At 70.7% G+C, this 16,527-nt stretch carries 11 protein-coding genes; all 11 read left to right on the top strand.

Annotated features, from left to right (window positions below; translation table 11 throughout):
* The first annotated feature begins 45 nt into the window (after positions 1-45).
* Positions 46-3,420, top strand: a complete 3,375-nt coding sequence (locus tag GXW76_RS09045) for a transglutaminase family protein (RefSeq protein WP_211861685.1) — start codon at positions 46-48, stop codon at positions 3,418-3,420.
* Positions 3,413-5,845 carry a circularly permuted type 2 ATP-grasp protein gene (locus tag GXW76_RS09040; protein WP_211861684.1) on the top strand — a complete coding sequence of 811 codons (2,433 nt, stop codon included), beginning with the start codon at positions 3,413-3,415 and terminating at the stop codon, positions 5,843-5,845. The genes GXW76_RS09045 and GXW76_RS09040 overlap by 8 nt, the downstream gene beginning before the upstream one ends.
* Positions 5,842-6,717, top strand: a complete 876-nt coding sequence (locus GXW76_RS09035) for a transglutaminase family protein (protein WP_211861683.1) — start codon at positions 5,842-5,844, stop codon at positions 6,715-6,717. The genes GXW76_RS09040 and GXW76_RS09035 overlap by 4 nt, the downstream gene beginning before the upstream one ends.
* 99 nt (positions 6,718-6,816) lie before the next feature.
* The gene (locus GXW76_RS09030) at positions 6,817-8,454 is read left to right on the top strand and encodes an amidohydrolase (protein WP_211861682.1); all 1,638 of its coding nucleotides are present in this window, start codon (positions 6,817-6,819) and stop codon (positions 8,452-8,454) included.
* 7 nt (positions 8,455-8,461) lie between these two features.
* Positions 8,462-9,403 carry an ABC transporter permease gene (locus GXW76_RS09025; protein WP_211861681.1) on the top strand — a complete coding sequence of 314 codons (942 nt, stop codon included), beginning with the start codon at positions 8,462-8,464 and terminating at the stop codon, positions 9,401-9,403.
* On the top strand, positions 9,400-10,275 hold the full coding sequence (locus tag GXW76_RS09020) for an ABC transporter permease (RefSeq protein WP_211861680.1): 876 nt from the start codon (positions 9,400-9,402) through the stop codon (positions 10,273-10,275). The genes GXW76_RS09025 and GXW76_RS09020 overlap by 4 nt, the downstream gene beginning before the upstream one ends.
* A 17-nt stretch (positions 10,276-10,292) precedes the next feature.
* Positions 10,293-11,891, top strand: a complete 1,599-nt coding sequence (locus tag GXW76_RS09015) for an ABC transporter substrate-binding protein (RefSeq protein WP_211861679.1) — start codon at positions 10,293-10,295, stop codon at positions 11,889-11,891.
* Between the two features lie 15 nt (positions 11,892-11,906).
* Positions 11,907-13,340 (top strand): amidohydrolase family protein, encoded by a 1,434-nt coding sequence (locus GXW76_RS09010; protein WP_211861678.1) that lies wholly within the window; start codon positions 11,907-11,909, stop codon positions 13,338-13,340.
* A 61-nt stretch (positions 13,341-13,401) separates the two neighbouring features.
* Positions 13,402-14,397, top strand: a complete 996-nt coding sequence (locus tag GXW76_RS09005; RefSeq protein WP_211861677.1) for an ABC transporter ATP-binding protein — start codon at positions 13,402-13,404, stop codon at positions 14,395-14,397.
* Entirely contained in the window at positions 14,394-15,455 is a 1,062-nt protein-coding gene (locus GXW76_RS09000) for an ABC transporter ATP-binding protein (protein ID WP_211861676.1), read from the top strand. Before GXW76_RS09005 ends, GXW76_RS09000 begins: the two co-directional genes overlap by 4 nt.
* An 80-nt stretch (positions 15,456-15,535) precedes the next feature.
* Positions 15,536-16,507, top strand: a complete 972-nt coding sequence (locus tag GXW76_RS08995; protein WP_211861675.1) for a Bug family tripartite tricarboxylate transporter substrate binding protein — start codon at positions 15,536-15,538, stop codon at positions 16,505-16,507.
* Positions 16,508-16,527 lie beyond the last annotated feature (20 nt).

The raw sequence follows: 16,527 nt of genomic DNA, 5'->3' as shown, positions 1-16,527 counted from the left end.
ACTTGCATCCATGGGAAGCATGCCCCACCGCACCCAGGATCGGCCATGGCTCTCCACGTCGCCCTGACGCACCGCACGAGCTACCGCTATGTCCGCCCGTCCAGCCTGGGGCCGCAAACCATCCGCCTGCGGCCGGCCCCGCACAGCCGGACGCCGGTACTGTCCTATGCGTTGAAAGTCGAGCCGCAACCGCATTTCCTGAACTGGCAGCAGGATCCGCAGGGGAATTTCCTCGCCCGGGTCGTCTTTCCCGAGCGGGTGACGCATTTCGACGTCACGGTGGACCTCGTCGCCGATATGGCGACGATCAACCCCTTCGACTTCTTCCTCGAACCTGAAGCGGAGGCCTGGCCCTTCGCCTACGATCCGGGGCTGGAGCAGGAACTGGCGCCCTTCCGCCGGATCGACCCCTCCGGCCCGCGGCTGGAGGCCCTGTTGGCCGAGGTGCCCAGGCGCGAGCAGCGCACGGTGGACATGCTGGTCGCCCTCAACGGGATGATCCAGCAGCGGATTGCCTATGTCGTGCGCATGGAGCCCGGAGTTTGGTCACCCGACCGGACGCTGGCGGAGGGCAGGGGATCCTGCCGCGACAGCGCCTGGTTGCTGGTGCAGTTGCTGCGCAGGCTGGGCTACGCGGCGCGCTTCGTCTCCGGCTACCTGATCCAGCTCGTGGCCGACCAGAAGCCGCTCGAAGGCCCGGAGGGGCCGAGCGCGGACTTCACCGACCTGCACGCCTGGGCGGAGGTCTATCTCCCCGGCGCCGGCTGGATCGGCCTCGACGCCACATCGGGCCTGATGACGGGGGAGGGGCACATCCCCCTGGCTGCGACGCCGGAACCGCAGTCGGCGGCACCCATCTCCGGCGGTCTCGAGAAGGTCGAGACCGAGTTCGGCTTCGAGATGCACGTCACCCGCGTGCGGGAGACGCCGCGCGTCACCAGGCCCTACACCCCCGCGCAGTGGCAGGCGATCCGGACCGCGGGGGAGACGGTGGACGCGAAGCTCGCGCACCTCGGCATGCGGCTGACCATGGGGGGCGAGCCGACCTTCGTCGCGGCGTCGGGCCGCGATGCGCCGGAATGGAACACGGATGCGCTTGGGCCGACCAAGCGCGCCTATGCCGGGCGGCTGCTGCGGCGCCTCGCGCCGATGTGGTCCCCGGGCGCGGCGCTGCAATACGCCATGGGCAAGCATTATCCCGGCGAGCAACTGCCGCGCTGGGCGCTCTATTCCCACTGGCGGGCGGATGGGGAGCCGGTGTGGCGCGACCCCGGGCTGCTCGCCTCGGACGACGACCGCGGCAACGCGACGGCGGCCGACGCCGCGCGCTTCGCCCGCCTGCTGGCCGAGCGCCTGCAGGTGGACCCCGCGCTGGTGCGGGGCGCGCATGAGGACATCCACTACTACCTGTGGAAGGAGCAGCGGCTGCCGGCCAATGTCGTCGTCGAGGACAGCAGGCTCGCCGACCCGCTGGAACGTGCGCGGCTGGCCAAGGTCTTCAGCCAGGGGCTTTCGGCCGAAGTGGGCTCCATCCTGCCGCTGCGCCGCGTCATCCAGGACGGTGCGCGGCGCTGGCAGTCCGGGCCCTGGTTCTTCCGTGGCGGCCACCTTTTCCTGATCCCGGGCGACAGCCCGATCGGGCTTCGCCTGCCGCTCGCCAGCCTGCCCTGGATGAGCGAGGAGGACGCCCGCCGGATCGCCGAGCACGAGGCGGACCCCTTCGCCTGGCGCGATGACCTGCCGCCGCATGCCGCGCTGATGGCCCGGCGCGCCGTGCGCGCGCAGATGCAGCCCGAGAGCCTGCCGCAGCGCGCCATCCAGCCACCCCGCGCCGGCGAACGCACCAGCGCGGGCATCGAGGATTTCCGCCCGCAGCCGCAGGACCTGCCGGTGGTGGGTGCCTCCGAGCCCGGCGTGGTGCGCACCGCGCTGACGATCGAACCCCGCGACGGGAAGATCCACGTCTTCTACCCGCCGCTCCAGTCCGCCGAGGACTGGATCGACCTGACCGCGGCCATCGAGGCGACGGCCGCCGAGACCGGCCGCGGGGTGGTGCTGGAAGGCTACCTGCCGCCGTCCGATCCGCGCCTGCTGCATTTCTCCGTCACCCCGGACCCCGGCGTGATCGAGGTGAACATCCACCCCGCCGCCCATTGGGGCGAGGTCGTCGAACGGACCGGGCAGCTCTATGAGGCCGCGCGCCAGGAAGGGCTGGCGGCCGAGAAGTTCATGCTCGACGGCCGCCATGTCGGCACCGGTGGCGGCAACCACGTGGTGATGGGCGGGGACAGCGCGGCGGAAAGCCCCTTCCTGCGCCGGCCGGACCTGCTGAAGTCGCTGGTCGGCTTCTGGCACAACCATCCCTCGCTGTCCTACCTGTTCAGCGGGCTGTTCATCGGCCCGACCAGCCAGCATCCGCGCATCGACGAGGCGCGGATGGATGCGATCCATGAACTCGAGATCGCCTTCTCCAAGGTGCGCGCGGGGCAGGAGGCGCCGCCCTGGCTGACCGACCGGCTGTTCCGCAACCTGCTCGCGGACATGACGGGCAACACGCACCGCACCGAGTTCTGCATCGACAAGATGTACGACCCCGGCAGCTCGTCCGGCCGTCGCGGCCTGGTGGAGTTCCGCGCCTTCGAGATGCCGCCGCATGCCGAGATGTCGGCCGCGCAGATGCTGCTGATGCGCGCGGCCCTCGCCGCCTTCTGGGAACGGCCCTATGAGCGCCGCCTGGTCCGCTGGGGCACGCGGCTGCACGACCGGTTCATGCTGCCGCATGACTGCGGGCAGGATTTCCGCGATGCCATCGACGAGCTGCGCAACATGGGCGCGCCGCTCGACCCCGAATGGTTCGAACCGCACCTCGCCTTCCGCTTCCCGCTGATCGGGGAGGTGGCGGTGCGCGACGTGCACGTCGAACTTCGCCACGCGCTGGAGCCCTGGCACGTGCTGAGCGAGGAAGCCACCGCCGGCGGCACGGCGCGCTACGTGGACAGCAGCGCCGAGCGCGTGCAGGCGCGCGTGACGAACTGGGTGGAGGACCGCCACGCGCTGGCTGTCAACGGTGTCGCCGTGCCGCTGCGCGCGACCGAGCGCGCCGGGGAATACGTCGCCGGCATCCGCTTCAAGGCGTGGAATCCGCCGTCCTCCCTGCATCCGACCATCCGGCCGCAGACCCCGCTGGTCCTCGACGTCTTCGACCGCTGGACGGGGCGCAGCCTCGGTGGGCTGACCTATCACGTGGCGCATCCGGGCGGCCGGAACTATGAACGCTACCCGGTCAATGCCAACGAGGCGGAGGCGCGGCGCCGCGCCCGCTTCCTCCCCTTCGGCCACACGCCCGGGACGATGGCGCCGCCCGAGCCGCCGCCGGGCCTCGAACTGCCCTGCACCCTCGATCTGAGACGCCATGCCTGATCCTGCCGCCGTCCCACCCCTCGACGAGATGGTCGATGGCCGGGGCGGCGTGCGCCCGCATTGGCGCGCGCTGCTGGGCATGCTCGGCGGCATGGGGGAGGGGATGCTTGCCGAACGCGCCCGCCGCCTCGATCGTGCCTTCGAGGACGAGGGCATGGCCGGCGTGCTGCCCGGTGCGAAGCGGGAAGCCGCCTGGCGCTGCGACCCCCTGCCCATGGTGCTCCCGGCGGAGGAATTCGCCGTGCTCGAGGCCGGCATCGCCCAGCGCGCGCGGCTGCTGGAGGCGGTGCTGGCCGACCTCTACGGCCCGCAGCACCTGCTGGCGGAGGGGCTGATCCCGCCCGAGGTGGTCTTCACCAGCCCAGCCTTCCTGCGCGCCTGCCGGCAGGAGGGCGTGGTTCCGGCGACGCCGTTGCTGCACCTCTACGCCGTGGACCTGATCCGCGGGCCGGACGGCATCTGGCGCGTGCTGGCGGACCGTACCACGGCGCCCGCGGGGCCGGGCCTGGCGTGGGAGAACCGGCGCCTGCTCGCGCGCGTCATGCCGGAGGCCTTCCGCGGCATGCAGGTCCGCTCCATGCGGCCATTCTTCGATCTCTGGCAGGACGCGCTGCAACGGCTGGCGCCGCCGGAACGCGCCGACCCCGCCGTCGCGCTGCTGACGCGGGGCACGCAGCATCCGCGCTGGTTCGAAGACATGCTGCTCTCGCGCGAGCTCTCCTGCGCGCTGGTGGAATGCGGCGACCTGACGGTGCGCGGCGGCGCGCTGCATCTCAAGACGCTGCAGGGGTTGCAGCGTGTGGATGTGCTGCTCTCCCGCATGGAGGGGGAGCGGCTCGACCCGCTGGAATGCGCCGAGGCCGGCACCGGCGGCGTGCCCGGCCTGCTCGACGCCGCGCGCCACGGCGCGGTGCGCGTCCTGAACGCGCCGGGAGCGGGGCTGGCGGAAGTGCCCGCGCTCGCGGCCTTCCTGCCGGCTCTCGCGCCGCGGCTGCTGGGCGAGGCGCTGCGCCTGCCTTCGGTCGAGACGCTCTGGCCCGGTGATCCCGCGGCGCGCGCGCGCATCGCGGCAGAGCGCGGCTGGCTGCTGCGCGACGCGACCGGCGGCGTGGCGCCCGGGGCTGCGGCCGGACTGGCCGCGACACGCCTGCCGCCCGCATCCGTCGTGCCCTGCGTGGCGGGGGACACGCTGGAACCGCGTCCCGTCGTGATCCGCATGTTCGCGGTCTTCGACGGCGCGGCGTGGCGCGTCATGCCCGGCGGGCTGGCGCGCATCGGCGATGCTGCGTCGCTCGGCGGCGCGCTGCCGAGCCAGGGGCTGTCCAAGGATTTATGGGTGCAGGCGGAGGAAGGGGCGGACATCATCGGCCCCGCCGCGCTGCGCCTGCCGCCGTTGCCGATCCGCCGCGCGCCGGGGGCATTGCCCTCGCGGGTGGCGGACAACCTCTTCTGGCTCGGTCGCTATACGGAACGGCTGGAGCGCGCGGCGCGGCTGGTGCGTGCGACCCAGGCGCGCATCTCCCGCGGCGTGGTGCTGCCACGGGAGCAGGCGGAGGTCGCCGCACTCGCGCGCTGCCTGGCGCAAGCCGGCTTTCCGGGCGCCGAGGAGCTGACCGGCTCTTCCGCCGCGCAGGCCTTGCCCGGTATGATCGCCGCGGCGATGCGCGACGGTGGCCCGCTGCCCGCCTTAGCCGACCGCATCGCGGTGCTGACCGCCATGGTGCGGGACCGGCTGACCGCCGACATGCACGCCACCTTCACGTTGACGCTGCGCGCCGCGCGCACGGAGATGCTGCAGGCCGGCGACGGGCTCGAGGCGATCTCGCGCGCCATGATCTCGGTGCTGCGCTTCGCGACCGCGGTGGCAGGCGTGGCGGCGGAGAGCATGGTGCGCGGCGGCGCATGGCTGTTCCTCGACCTCGGGCGGCGGGTGGAACGCGCGCAGGCGATCGCGTCCGAGGTCGGCGTCGCGCTCGACCAGCCGCCGGCGCGCATCGAGGGCGGGCTGCGGCTGGTGCTCGAACTCTGCGACAGCGTCATCACCTACCGCGGCCGCTACCTGACGATCCTGCAGCCGGCGCCGGCGCTCGACCTGGTGCTCGCGGACGAGAGCAATCCGCGCGCGCTCGCCTTCCAGCTTGCCGCCATCAGCCGGAACCTCTCGGAGGTCGCCTCCGATGCCGACCGCGCATTACCGGACGAGGCGGCCTCGCTGCTCGCCGAAGCCGAGGCGATGGTCGCGCAGGTGATCGCGGCACCGGACCAGGCGGTGGCGGCGGCCGGCCTCCCGCCGCGGCTCGAAGCGGTCGCGGTGCGCATCGCAGCCCTTTCGGATGCGGTGGCGCGGCGCTACTTCGCATTGCTGCCGGTGCAGCAGACGCTCGGCCTGGAAGGTGCGGCGCCCGCGATGAAGGGGGCGGCGTGATCTACCGGCTGCGTCATGTCACCACCTATGCCTATGCGCATCCGGTGGACCTCGCGGCGCATCTGCTGCTGCTGACGCCGCGGCAACTGCCGCACCAGAAGGCGGCGCGGGCGACGCTGACGGTGACGCCGGCACCGTCCCGCATCACCGAGGCGCGCGACCACTTCGGCAACCAGGCGACGCGCGTCTTCCTCGACGTGCCGCATGAGCGCTTCGAGGTGGTCTCCGAGGCACTGGTCGAGGTGCGCTTCCCTGACCCGCCGCCCGCCGCGGAGACACTGCCGTGGGAGGCCGTGGCGGATGCGGCGCGCGCTTCTTCGGCGGCGGAGTTCGTCTTCGCGAGCCCGCTCGCGCCGCTCCTTCCGGCGGCGACGGGATATGCCGCGGCCTCCTTTCCGCCAGGGCGACCGGTGCTCGCCGGGCTGCTGGAAGTGATGGGACGCATCCGGCGCGACTTCGTCTATCGCCCCGGCGTGACCGGGCCGAACACCCAGGTCGCCGAGGTGATCGAAGGGCGCAGCGGCGTCTGCCAGGATTTCGCGCATGTGATGATCTGTGCGTTGCGCGGGCTCGGCCTGCCGGCGCGCTATGTCTCGGGCTATGTGCGCACGCGGCCGCCGCCGGGTGGCGTGGCGCGGCGCGGCGCGGATCAGTCCCATGCCTGGGTCGAGGCCTGGCTCGGGCCGGAGCATGGTTGGATCGGACTCGATCCGACCAACGACATCGTGGTGCGGGACGAACATGTCGTGCTCGCCTGGGGGCGCGACTTCGCGGATGTCTCGCCGTTGCGCGGCGTGATCCTGGGCGGCGGCGAGCACGGGTTGTGGGTCGGCGTGGACCTCGAGGAAGCGGAAGGCCCGGTGCCGGCCTGAGCAGCGGCTGCATGCGTGTGCGGCAGATGCGTCGCGTGGCATGGTTTCGCTGCGGGAAGGCGGGTTGACGCGCGGGCGATGCGCCGTGACAGTTTCGATATGTCTGCCGATCTCCTCATCTCCGGCGGCCGCATCTTCCGCGGCCTTGCGAATGGCTTCACCGATGCGCTCGCCGTGAAGGACGGCCGCGTGCTTGCCCTCGGCGCGGATGCGCTGGCGGCCGCGGGCGCGGGCACGCGGCGCCTGGACCTCGGCGGCCGCGTCGCGCTTCCCGCCTTCAACGAAGCGCACATGCACCTGCTGCCCTACGGGCTCGGCCTGTCGCAGGTGAACCTGCGCGCCGAGGAGGTGCGCTCGCTGGACGAGGTGCTGCGCCGCATTTCGGCTGCCGCGAAGGTGGCGCCGAAGGGCGCCTGGGTGGTGGGGCGGGGCTACGATCATGGCGAGCTGGACGTCGGCCGTCATCCGCTGGCGGAGGAACTGGACGCGGCGGCGCCAGACAATCCTGTCTTCATCGTGCGGACCTGCGGGCATGTCGGGGTCGCGAACACGGCGGCGATGAAACTCGCCGGTGTCGGGCACAACACGCCGAACCCGGAAGGCGGTGTCATCGAGCGGAAGAACGGCCGGCTGACCGGCCAGTTCCAGGAACGCGCGATGCGCCTGATCCGCGACGTCATGCCGCCGCCCGACGAGGCGCAGATGGTCGCAGCGATCGGCGCGGCCTGCGATCACCTGGCCTCGCTCGGCTTCGCATCCGCGACCGACATGAATGTCGGCATGACGGCGGGCATGGCCGAGATCGCCGCCTATGACGCGGCCAAGGCGCAGGGGCGGCTGCCGCTGCGCATGTGGCAGGTGCTCGCTGGCAATCCGGAAGGCATCGCGCAGGATGCCTGGGCGGCCGGGCTGCGGCCGATGGCGGGCGACGATTCGCTGCGCTGGGGCGCGGTGAAGGTCTTCGCCGACGGCTCCGCGGGCGGGCTGACGGCGGCATTCTTCGAGCCGTATCTCGCGAGCGTGGGCGGCGGCACCGGCGTCTTCACCTTCCCGGACGAGAAGATCCATGCGCTGCTGAAGCTCTATCACGAGCAGGGCTGGCAGCTCGACATCCACGCGATCGGCGATGCCGCGATCGAGCAGGTGCTGCTCGGCATGGAGGCGGCGGACAGCGCGGCGCATCCCTTCGCCGGCCGCCGCCACCGCATCGAGCATTGCGGCTTCCTGACGCGGGACCAGCGGCGGCGGATGAAGGCGCGCGGCATCCTGCCGGTGCCGCAGCCCACCTTCATGTACGAGTTCGGCGACCTGTATCTGAGGAACCTCGGGCCGGAGCGGTCGCTGCATGCCTATCCGATGAAGACCTGGCTCGATGAGGGGCACCACCCGGCGGCGTCCTCGGATAGCCCGGTCTGCACGGTCGATCCCTTCATCAACCTCTTCACCATGCTGACGCGCAGGACCAACCGCGGCACGGTGATGGGGCCGGAGGAGCGGCTGACGGCGGAGGAGGCCGTGCACTGCTACACCTGGTGCGGCGCCTACACCCAGTTCGCCGAGGACCGGCGCGGCACGCTGGAGCCGGGGATGCAGGCGGATATCGCGGTGCTCTCGGCGGATGTGTTCTCGATCGAGCCAGAGGCCGTGCTGAAGTCCCGGGCGGACCTGACGTTGCGCGACGGCGTCGCGATCTTCGACCGCCACGGCGAGGCCGCCGGCGCCGCGGCGGCGCAGTAGCCCGGCCATGCTGCGCCACGCGCTGCACAGGCTGATCCTTGCCGTTCCGGTGATGTTCGGCGTGCTGCTGATCGGCTTCCTCCTGATGCAGGTGGTGCCGACCGATCCCGCCACGGTGCGCGCGGGGCCGACCGCGACGCCGGATGTCATCGCGGCGATCCGCGCCGATCTCGGTCTCGACAAGCCGCTCTACGTGCAGTTCGGGCTTTACCTGTGGCGGCTGGTGCAGGGGGATCTCGGCGCCTCCATCATCAACAACGTGCCGGTGAGCCAGGAACTCGGCACGACCATCGGGCCGACGCTGGAACTCATGTTCGCCAGCCTGTTCTGGTCGATCCCGCTCGGCATCCTGCTCGGCACGCTCGCGGGGTACTGGCGCGGGTCGCTGATCGACCGGACGATCATGGCGATCTCGGTCGCCGGCGTGTCGGTGCCGGTGTTCTTCCTGGGCCTGGTGCTGATCTGGTTCGTCGGCTTCCAGTGGCAGTTGCTGCCATTCACCGGGCGCGGCGGGCCGCTTTGGACGCTGGACGGCATCCAGTCGATCATCCTGCCGGCGATCACGCTGGGCGGCGTCTTCATCGGGCCGGTCGCGCGCATGACGCGCACGGCGGTGCTGGACGTGCTGTCCGCCGACCACGTGCGCACGGCGCGCGCCAAGGGGCTGACCGAACGGCTTGTCGTGCTGCGCCATGCGCTCCGCAATGCGCTGGTCCCGGTGATCACGCTGATCGGGCTGCAGATCGGCTTCCTGCTCGGCGGCGCGGTGGTGACGGAGACGGTCTTCTCCTGGCCCGGCGTCGGCCGGTTGGCGGTGGGCGCCATCCTCTCCTCCGATTTCCCGATGGCGCAGGGGACCATCATCGTGCTGTCCATGGGCTTCATCGTGATCAACCTGACGGTGGACGTGCTCTACGCCGCCCTCGACCCGCGGATCCGCGGCGCATGAGTGCAGCGACCGAAACCGACGAGCCGATCGCGCCGCCGCGGCCGGGCGTGCTGGCGCGGCTGTTGCGGGAACCGGCAGCGGCCTTCTCCCTGCTGCTGGTGGTGCTGCTGATCGCGGCGGCGATCCTCGCGCCGCTGCTCGCGCCGACCGATCCCTACGACAACGATCTCTCGCTCGCGATGCAGCCGCCGGGCAGCGAGGGCCTGCCACTCGGCGCGGACGCGCAGGGCAGGGACATGATCACGCGGCTCCTCTTCGGACTGCGCGTGTCGCTGCTGATGGGTTTCGCGGCGGTGGTGCTGGGCGGCGGGCTCGGTGCGGCGCTCGGCTTCCTCGCGGCCTTCTACCATCGCTGGCTCGACGGGCCGATCATGCGGCTGGTGGACATCATGCTGTCCTTCCCGGCCATCCTGGTCGGGCTCGCCATTGCCGCGATCTTCGGGCCGGGGATCTTCTCCGTCGTGATGGCTCTGTCGGTTGCGACCGTGCCGCTGATGGCGCGCATCGTGCGCGGATCCGCGATGGTGGTGATGCGGCTCGACTACATCGAGGCGGCGCGCGCCACCGGCATGACGGATGCGCGGCTGATCTGGAAGCACCTGGCACCGAACTGCCTGTCGGCGATCTTTGTCTTCGCGACGCTGCGCTTCGGGCAGGTGATCCTGCTGGGATCGGCGCTGTCCTTCCTCGGTCTCGGGGCGCAGCCGCCGGTGCCGGAACTGGGCGCCATGGCGAGCGAGGGGCGCAACTTCCTGTTCTTCGCGCCGCACATCGCCGTCGTGCCCTGCATTCTGATCTTCATCGTCGTGCTGGCGTTCAACGTTCTGGGCGATGCGCTGCGCGACGCGCTCGACCCTCGGCTTCGCGTATGATCGGGAGAGGAAAGACCATGAGGAAGACGATCGGAGCCGCGCTGCTCGCGCTGGCCGCCGCGGTGCCTGCGGGCGACGCGCTCGCGCAGGCCGCCAATCCGCGCAACACGCTGGTGGTCCTGCGCGAGATCGACGCGGACAACTACGACCCGCCGCGCTCAACCGCACGGTCGGCCGGGGAGACGATCTACATGATGAGCGACACGCTCGTGGCGCTCGACTTCGACATGCGGACGATCCGCCCGCTGCTTGCAGAGCGGTGGGAGGTCAGCCCGGACGGGAAGACCTACACCTTCCACCTGCGCCGCGACGTGACGTTCTGCGATGGGCGGCCCTTCACGGCGGATGACGTCGTCTATTCCATCAACCGTTGGATCGATCCCGCGACGCGCAGCCCGGTGCGCTGGCGCGCCGGACCGGTGAAGGAAGTGCGCGCACGCGACGCCTACACCGTCGAGTACGAGCTGAACGAGCCCTTCGGCGAGCTGCTGTACCAGCTCACGCTGTTCTTCGCCTCGATCGTCGATCGCAACTCGGTCGAGCGCCTGGGGCAGAATTTCGGCGTGCAGGGCTTCAACGGCACGGGCCCCTATTGCTGGGTGTCCTGGACGCCGCGGCAGGACCTGGTGCTGCAGCGCCACCCCAATTACCGCTGGGGTCCGGCGGGCATGTACCAGAACCCATCCCCGCAGGTGGACCGCGTGGTCTGGCGCATCGCGCCGGAAAGCCAGACGCGGCTTGCGGCGCTGCAAACGGGGCAGGGCGACGTCACGCAGTACGTCCCCCCCATCGCCGTGCAGCAGCTTCAGCGTACGCCAAATATCCGCATGTCCCGGCAGGACAACTACTTCTGGGACCACTTCATGGGCTTCAAGGTGGACAAGCCCGTGGTGAACGACCCCGCCGTACGGCGCGCCATCAACATGGCGGTGAACCGCGATGCGATGGTCCGCGCGACCTGGTTCGGCACCGCCGTGCCGGCGGATTCCTACCTGAACCCCGCGACCACCGGCTTCGACGCCGAGGCCGCGCGCCTGGTGCCGCGCTTCGACCCCGATGGCGCGCGCCGCGTGCTGGATGAGGCCGGCTGGCGCATGGGCTCCGACGGCGTCCGCGTGAAGGACGGGCAGCGCGCGAGCTTCCTCGTCTATGGCCTGCAGACGCAGGCGGCGCAGCAGTATCTCCAGGCCATCCAGGCGGATCTGCGCCGCATCGGCATCGAGATGCGCATCCAGCTCTGGGACGCGACTGTGGGCTGGGGGCGGCTGGCGACGCAGGAATTCGACGCCTTCGTCATGTCCTACCCCTACCTGACGGCGACGGACGGCTTCTCGCTCTACTTCAACAGCGCGAACCGGCCGACGCCGAACCGCATGAACTGGAACGACCCGGCGACCGATGCCGCGCTGCGGGAAGCGCAGACGGCGGTGGATCCGGCGGTGCGTGCGGCTGCCATCGGGCGGGCGCAGCGCATCATCGCGGAGAACAATGTCTGGCTGCCGGTCGCGCGGGAACAGCTCTGGGTCGCCTCCGCGGCCCGGGTCGAAGGCGTGCGCGCCCACGGCATCTACGGCGTGGCCCTCTACAAGGGCCTCGACATCCGGCTGACGCGCTGAAGGGAGGGAACCGGCATGACCACCACGCTCATCAGGAACGCGGAACTCGTCGTGGGCTGGGATTCCACGGCGGGGTCGCACAGCTACATGCCCGACACCGATGTCGCCTTCGCGGGCGGCTCGCTCACCTTCGTCGGCCGTGGCTATGAAGGCCAGGCCGATGCGGTGATCGACGGGCGCGGGCTGATGGTCATGCCGGGGCTCGTCAACATCCACTCGCATCCGTCGAGCGAGCCTCTGAACAAGGGGTTCCTCGACGAGATCGGGTCGCCCGGCCTGTATAATTCCTCGCTCTACGAATACATGCCGATCTTCCGCGCCGATGCGGAAGCGGTGCCGAGTTGCGTGCGCGTGGCGCTGTCGGAACTGTTGCTCTCCGGCGTCACGACACTCGCGGACCTGTCGATGGCGCATCCGGGCTGGCTCGACCTGCTGGCGGAAGCCGGCATGCGCGTCTGCGTCGCGCCGATGTTCCGCTCGGCACGCTGGTACACGAAGAACGGCCACGTCGTGGAATACGAGTGGGACGAGAAGGCCGGCGAGAAGGCGATGGAGGAAGCCCTCCGGCTGATCGAGCGCGCCGAGCAGCACGAATGTGGCCGCCTGTTCGGCATGGTGGTGCCGGCGCAGATCGATACGTGCTCCGCCGGGCTGCTGAAGGAATCCCGGCAGGAGGCGAACAAGCGCGGCCTGTCCTGGCAGATCCACGCAGCGCAGTCGGTGGTGGAGTTCCATGAGATCACCCGCCGCCATGGCGTGACGCCGATCGGCTGGCTGGATTCGATGGGGCTGCTCGGGGACCGCGCCATCATCGGGCACGGCATCTTTCTCGATGATCATCCCTCGACGCGCTGGCACACCGAGACGGACCTCAAGCGACTGGCGGAGACGGGAACGACCGTCGCGCATTGCCCGACCGTCTTCGCGCGGCGCGGCATCGCGATGAAGGACCTCGGGCGCTACATCCGCAACGGTGTGAACATGGGGATCGGCACCGACACCTATCCGCACAACATGCTGGATGAGATGCGGCTCGCCGCCTACATCGCCCGCACTCAGGCGAACTCGCCGCGTACGCTGCAGACGACGGACGTGTTCAACGCCGCGACCATCGGCGGCGCCAAGGCGCTGGGGCGCGACGACATCGGGCGGCTGGCGGTCGGCTGCAAGGCGGACTTCTCGCTGGTGGACATCACGCATCCGATGATCCGGCCGGCCTACGATCCCGTGCGCAGCCTGATCTATGCGGCGGGCGACCGCGCGCTGAAGGCGGTCTATGTCGATGGCAACAAGGTGGTGGAGGATGGCGAGGTGCTGACCATCGACTACCGCCAGGCCGCCGAGCACCTGCACGAGGCGCAGAAGCGCGTCGCCGCCAACGTGCCACAGAACGATTGGGCGCATCGCAGCGCGGACAAGATCGCTCCGCCGACCTTCCATTGGTCGTGATGCATCCGATGATCACAGGGCGCAGGGGGCGAGCCCCCCTGTCGCCCGGGACTTGAACCGGATGCGGGATACGAGCGAGCCGCTTCTCCGCATCGAGGGCCTGCGCACGGTCTTCCGCACCCATGGCGGGGAGATCACCGCGGTGGACGGCGTGGACCTGTCCGTTCCGCGCGGCCGCACCCTCGGCATCGTGGGCGAGAGCGGCTGCGGCAAGTCGGTGCTCTCGCTTTCGGTCATGCGCCTGGTCGCGCATCCCGGGCGCATCGCGGCCGGGCGCGTGCTGCTGGATGGGCGTGACCTGCTGCAAGTCTCCTCCGCCGAGATGCGGGACGTGCGTGGCAGCCAGGTCGCGATGATTTTCCAGGAGCCGATGACCAGCCTGAACCCGGTCCATACGGTCGGCTTCCAGATCACCGAGGCGATGCGTGCGCACGACACGCGCGCTTCGGCGGCCGAACTCCGCGAACGCGCGATCGAGGCGCTGAACCGCGTCCGCATCCCCGCGCCGGACCGCCGCTTCGACGAATATCCGCACCAGCTCTCGGGCGGCATGCGCCAGCGCGTCATGATCGCGATGGCGCTCTCCTGCAAGCCGAAGCTGCTGATCGCGGACGAGCCGACCACCGCGCTCGACGTGACGGTGCAGGCGCAGATCCTCGACCTGCTGCGGGATCTCCAGGCCGAGACGGGAATGTCCATCATCCTCATCACCCACGACCTCGGCGTCGTGGCGGAGATGGCGGATGAGGTGGCGGTGATGTACGCCGGCCGCGTGGTGGAACGCGCCGAGGCCGGTGCGATCTTCGGCGATCCGATGCATCCCTATACGCTCGGTCTGCTCGGTTCCGTGCCGCGGCTGGATGAGGAGCGCGAGACGCTGCTCGCCATCGAGGGCAGCGTGCCGCCGCCCTTCGCGCTGCCGAAAGGCTGCCGCTTCCACCCGCGTTGTCCCTTCGCGGCGCCCGAGTGCAGATCGGAACAGCCGCCGCTGCGCGAGATCGTCCCCGGCCATTCGGCCGCCTGCCTGCGCGCCCCGGTGGAGGCCTTCGTCGCATGAGCGAGACGCTGCTCGAGGTGAACGGCCTCGCGAAGCACTACCCGGTCCGCAAGGGGCTGATCGTCGCGAAGCAGGTCGGGACGGTGCGCGCCGTGGATGGAGTCTCCTTCTCGCTGAAGCGCGGGGAGACGCTGGCGCTGGTGGGTGAATCCGGTTGCGGAAAATCCACCACCGCGCGGCTCGTGCTGCGGCTGATCGAGCCCTCCGCCGGCACCATTCGCTTCGAGGGCGTGGATGTGACGCGCATCTCCGGCGCCGCGCAGCGCGCCATGCGGCGGCGGATGCAGATCGTCTTCCAGGATCCCTATGCGAGCCTCAATCCGCGCCTGACGGTCGCGGAGACGATCGCGGAGCCGATGCTGGTGCATGGCATCGGGGATGCGGCGTCGCGGCGCAAGCGCGTGGAGGAACTGCTGTCCCTGGTCGGCCTGCGGTCCTTTCACGCGCAGCGCTATCCGCATGAATTCTCCGGCGGGCAGCGGCAGCGCATCGGCATCGCGCGGGCGCTCGCGGTGCAGCCGGACCTGGTGGTGTGCGACGAGCCGGTCTCGGCGCTCGACGTCTCGATCCAGGCGCAGGTGGTGAACCTGCTGAAGGACCTGCAACGGCGCTTCGGGCTGGCCTATCTGTTCATCGCCCACGACCTCGCGGTGGTGAAGCACGTCGCGGACCGGGTGGCGGTGATGTATCTCGGCCAGATCGTCGAGGTCGCCGGCAAGCGGGACCTCTTCGCGGCGCCGCGACATCCCTATACGCGTGCCCTGCTGGCGGCGATCCCTCATCCGGACCCGCAGCGGCGCGGGCAGGTGAAGCCGCTCGGCGGGGATCTGCCGAGTCCGCTCAACCCGCCCTCCGGCTGCCGCTTCCATACCCGCTGCCCCTTCGCGCAGGAGCGCTGCCGCAAGGAAGCGCCGGCCCTGCGCCAGTTGGCCCCGGGCCATGAGGCGGCCTGCCACTTCGCCGAGACGCTGCCGGCCGTGGGCCTCGACTTCACCGGAGGCCTGTCGGAGGCGGCGACGAAGCGCCTGGCCCTTTACGCCAAGGCACGGGCGGCCTGACGCGCGGCGCGGTTTGACAAGCGGGCGATGCCCTCCCGACACTGGGGACAAACATCCCCCGGGAGGGAACATTGGCCAAGGTGACCACCACCACATTCCGTCGTCGCTCGCTGCTGGCCGGCGCCTCGGCCCTGATCGCGGCGCCTGCCGTCGCGCAGGCGCCATGGCCGAACCGGCCCGTGCGCATCGTGGTCGGCTTCCCGGCCGGCGGCACGACCGACATCCTCGGGCGCATCGCGGCGCAGATCCTGCAGGAATCGCTGGGCCAGCCAGTCGTGGTGGAGAACCGGCCGGGCGCCGGTTCGAACATCGCCGCGCAATCCGTGCTGCGCAGCCCGGCGGATGGCTACACGCTGCTGCTCGGCTCGCCGGGCACCAATGCCATCAATCCGCATCTCTACAGCAATGCGGGCTACGATCCGCTGAAGGACTTCCTGCCGATCAGCCAGATCGCGGAAGTGCCGAACCTGATCGCGGCGCATCCCTCGATCGGGGCGCGCAACGCGGCGGAGCTGATCGCGCTGGCGAAGCGGCAGACCCTCGCCTACGGGGAGACGAGCGTCGGCGGCTCGACGCATCTCGCCGCCGAGCTGTTCCGCCTGATGGGCGGGTTCGAGGCGACGCATGTCTCCTATCGCGGCAGCGCGGCGATGATGCCGGACCTGCTTTCCGCTCGCATCGCCTTCGGCACGGACAACCTGCCCTCGATCATGCCGCATATCCGGTCGGGGGCGCTGGTGGCGATCGGGGTGACCTCGGCCGAACGCTGGCCCGCCAATCCGGAGATCCCGGCCATCGCCGAGACTCTGCCGGGCTATGAGGTGACGGCCTGGTTCGGCCTCGTCGCGCCGCGCGGCACGCCGCCGGAGATCATCGCGCGCATCAACACGGCGCTGCGCGCCGGGCTGGAGAAGCCGGAGACGGTGACGCGCATGGCGGAACTCGGCGCGCGCCCGCTGCCGGGCACGCCGGAGGTGTATCAGGCGCGCAACGAGCGTGAGTTCGTGCGGCTCGGGGAGTTGATCCGGCGGGTCGGCATCCGGGCCGACTAGGGACACAGGGAAGGACAGGG

The organism is Neoroseomonas soli (assembly GCF_018129065.1).
GTDB classification, from domain to species: domain Bacteria; phylum Pseudomonadota; class Alphaproteobacteria; order Acetobacterales; family Acetobacteraceae; genus Neoroseomonas; species Neoroseomonas soli.
This window is presented reverse-complemented; position numbering and strand designations above follow the sequence as displayed.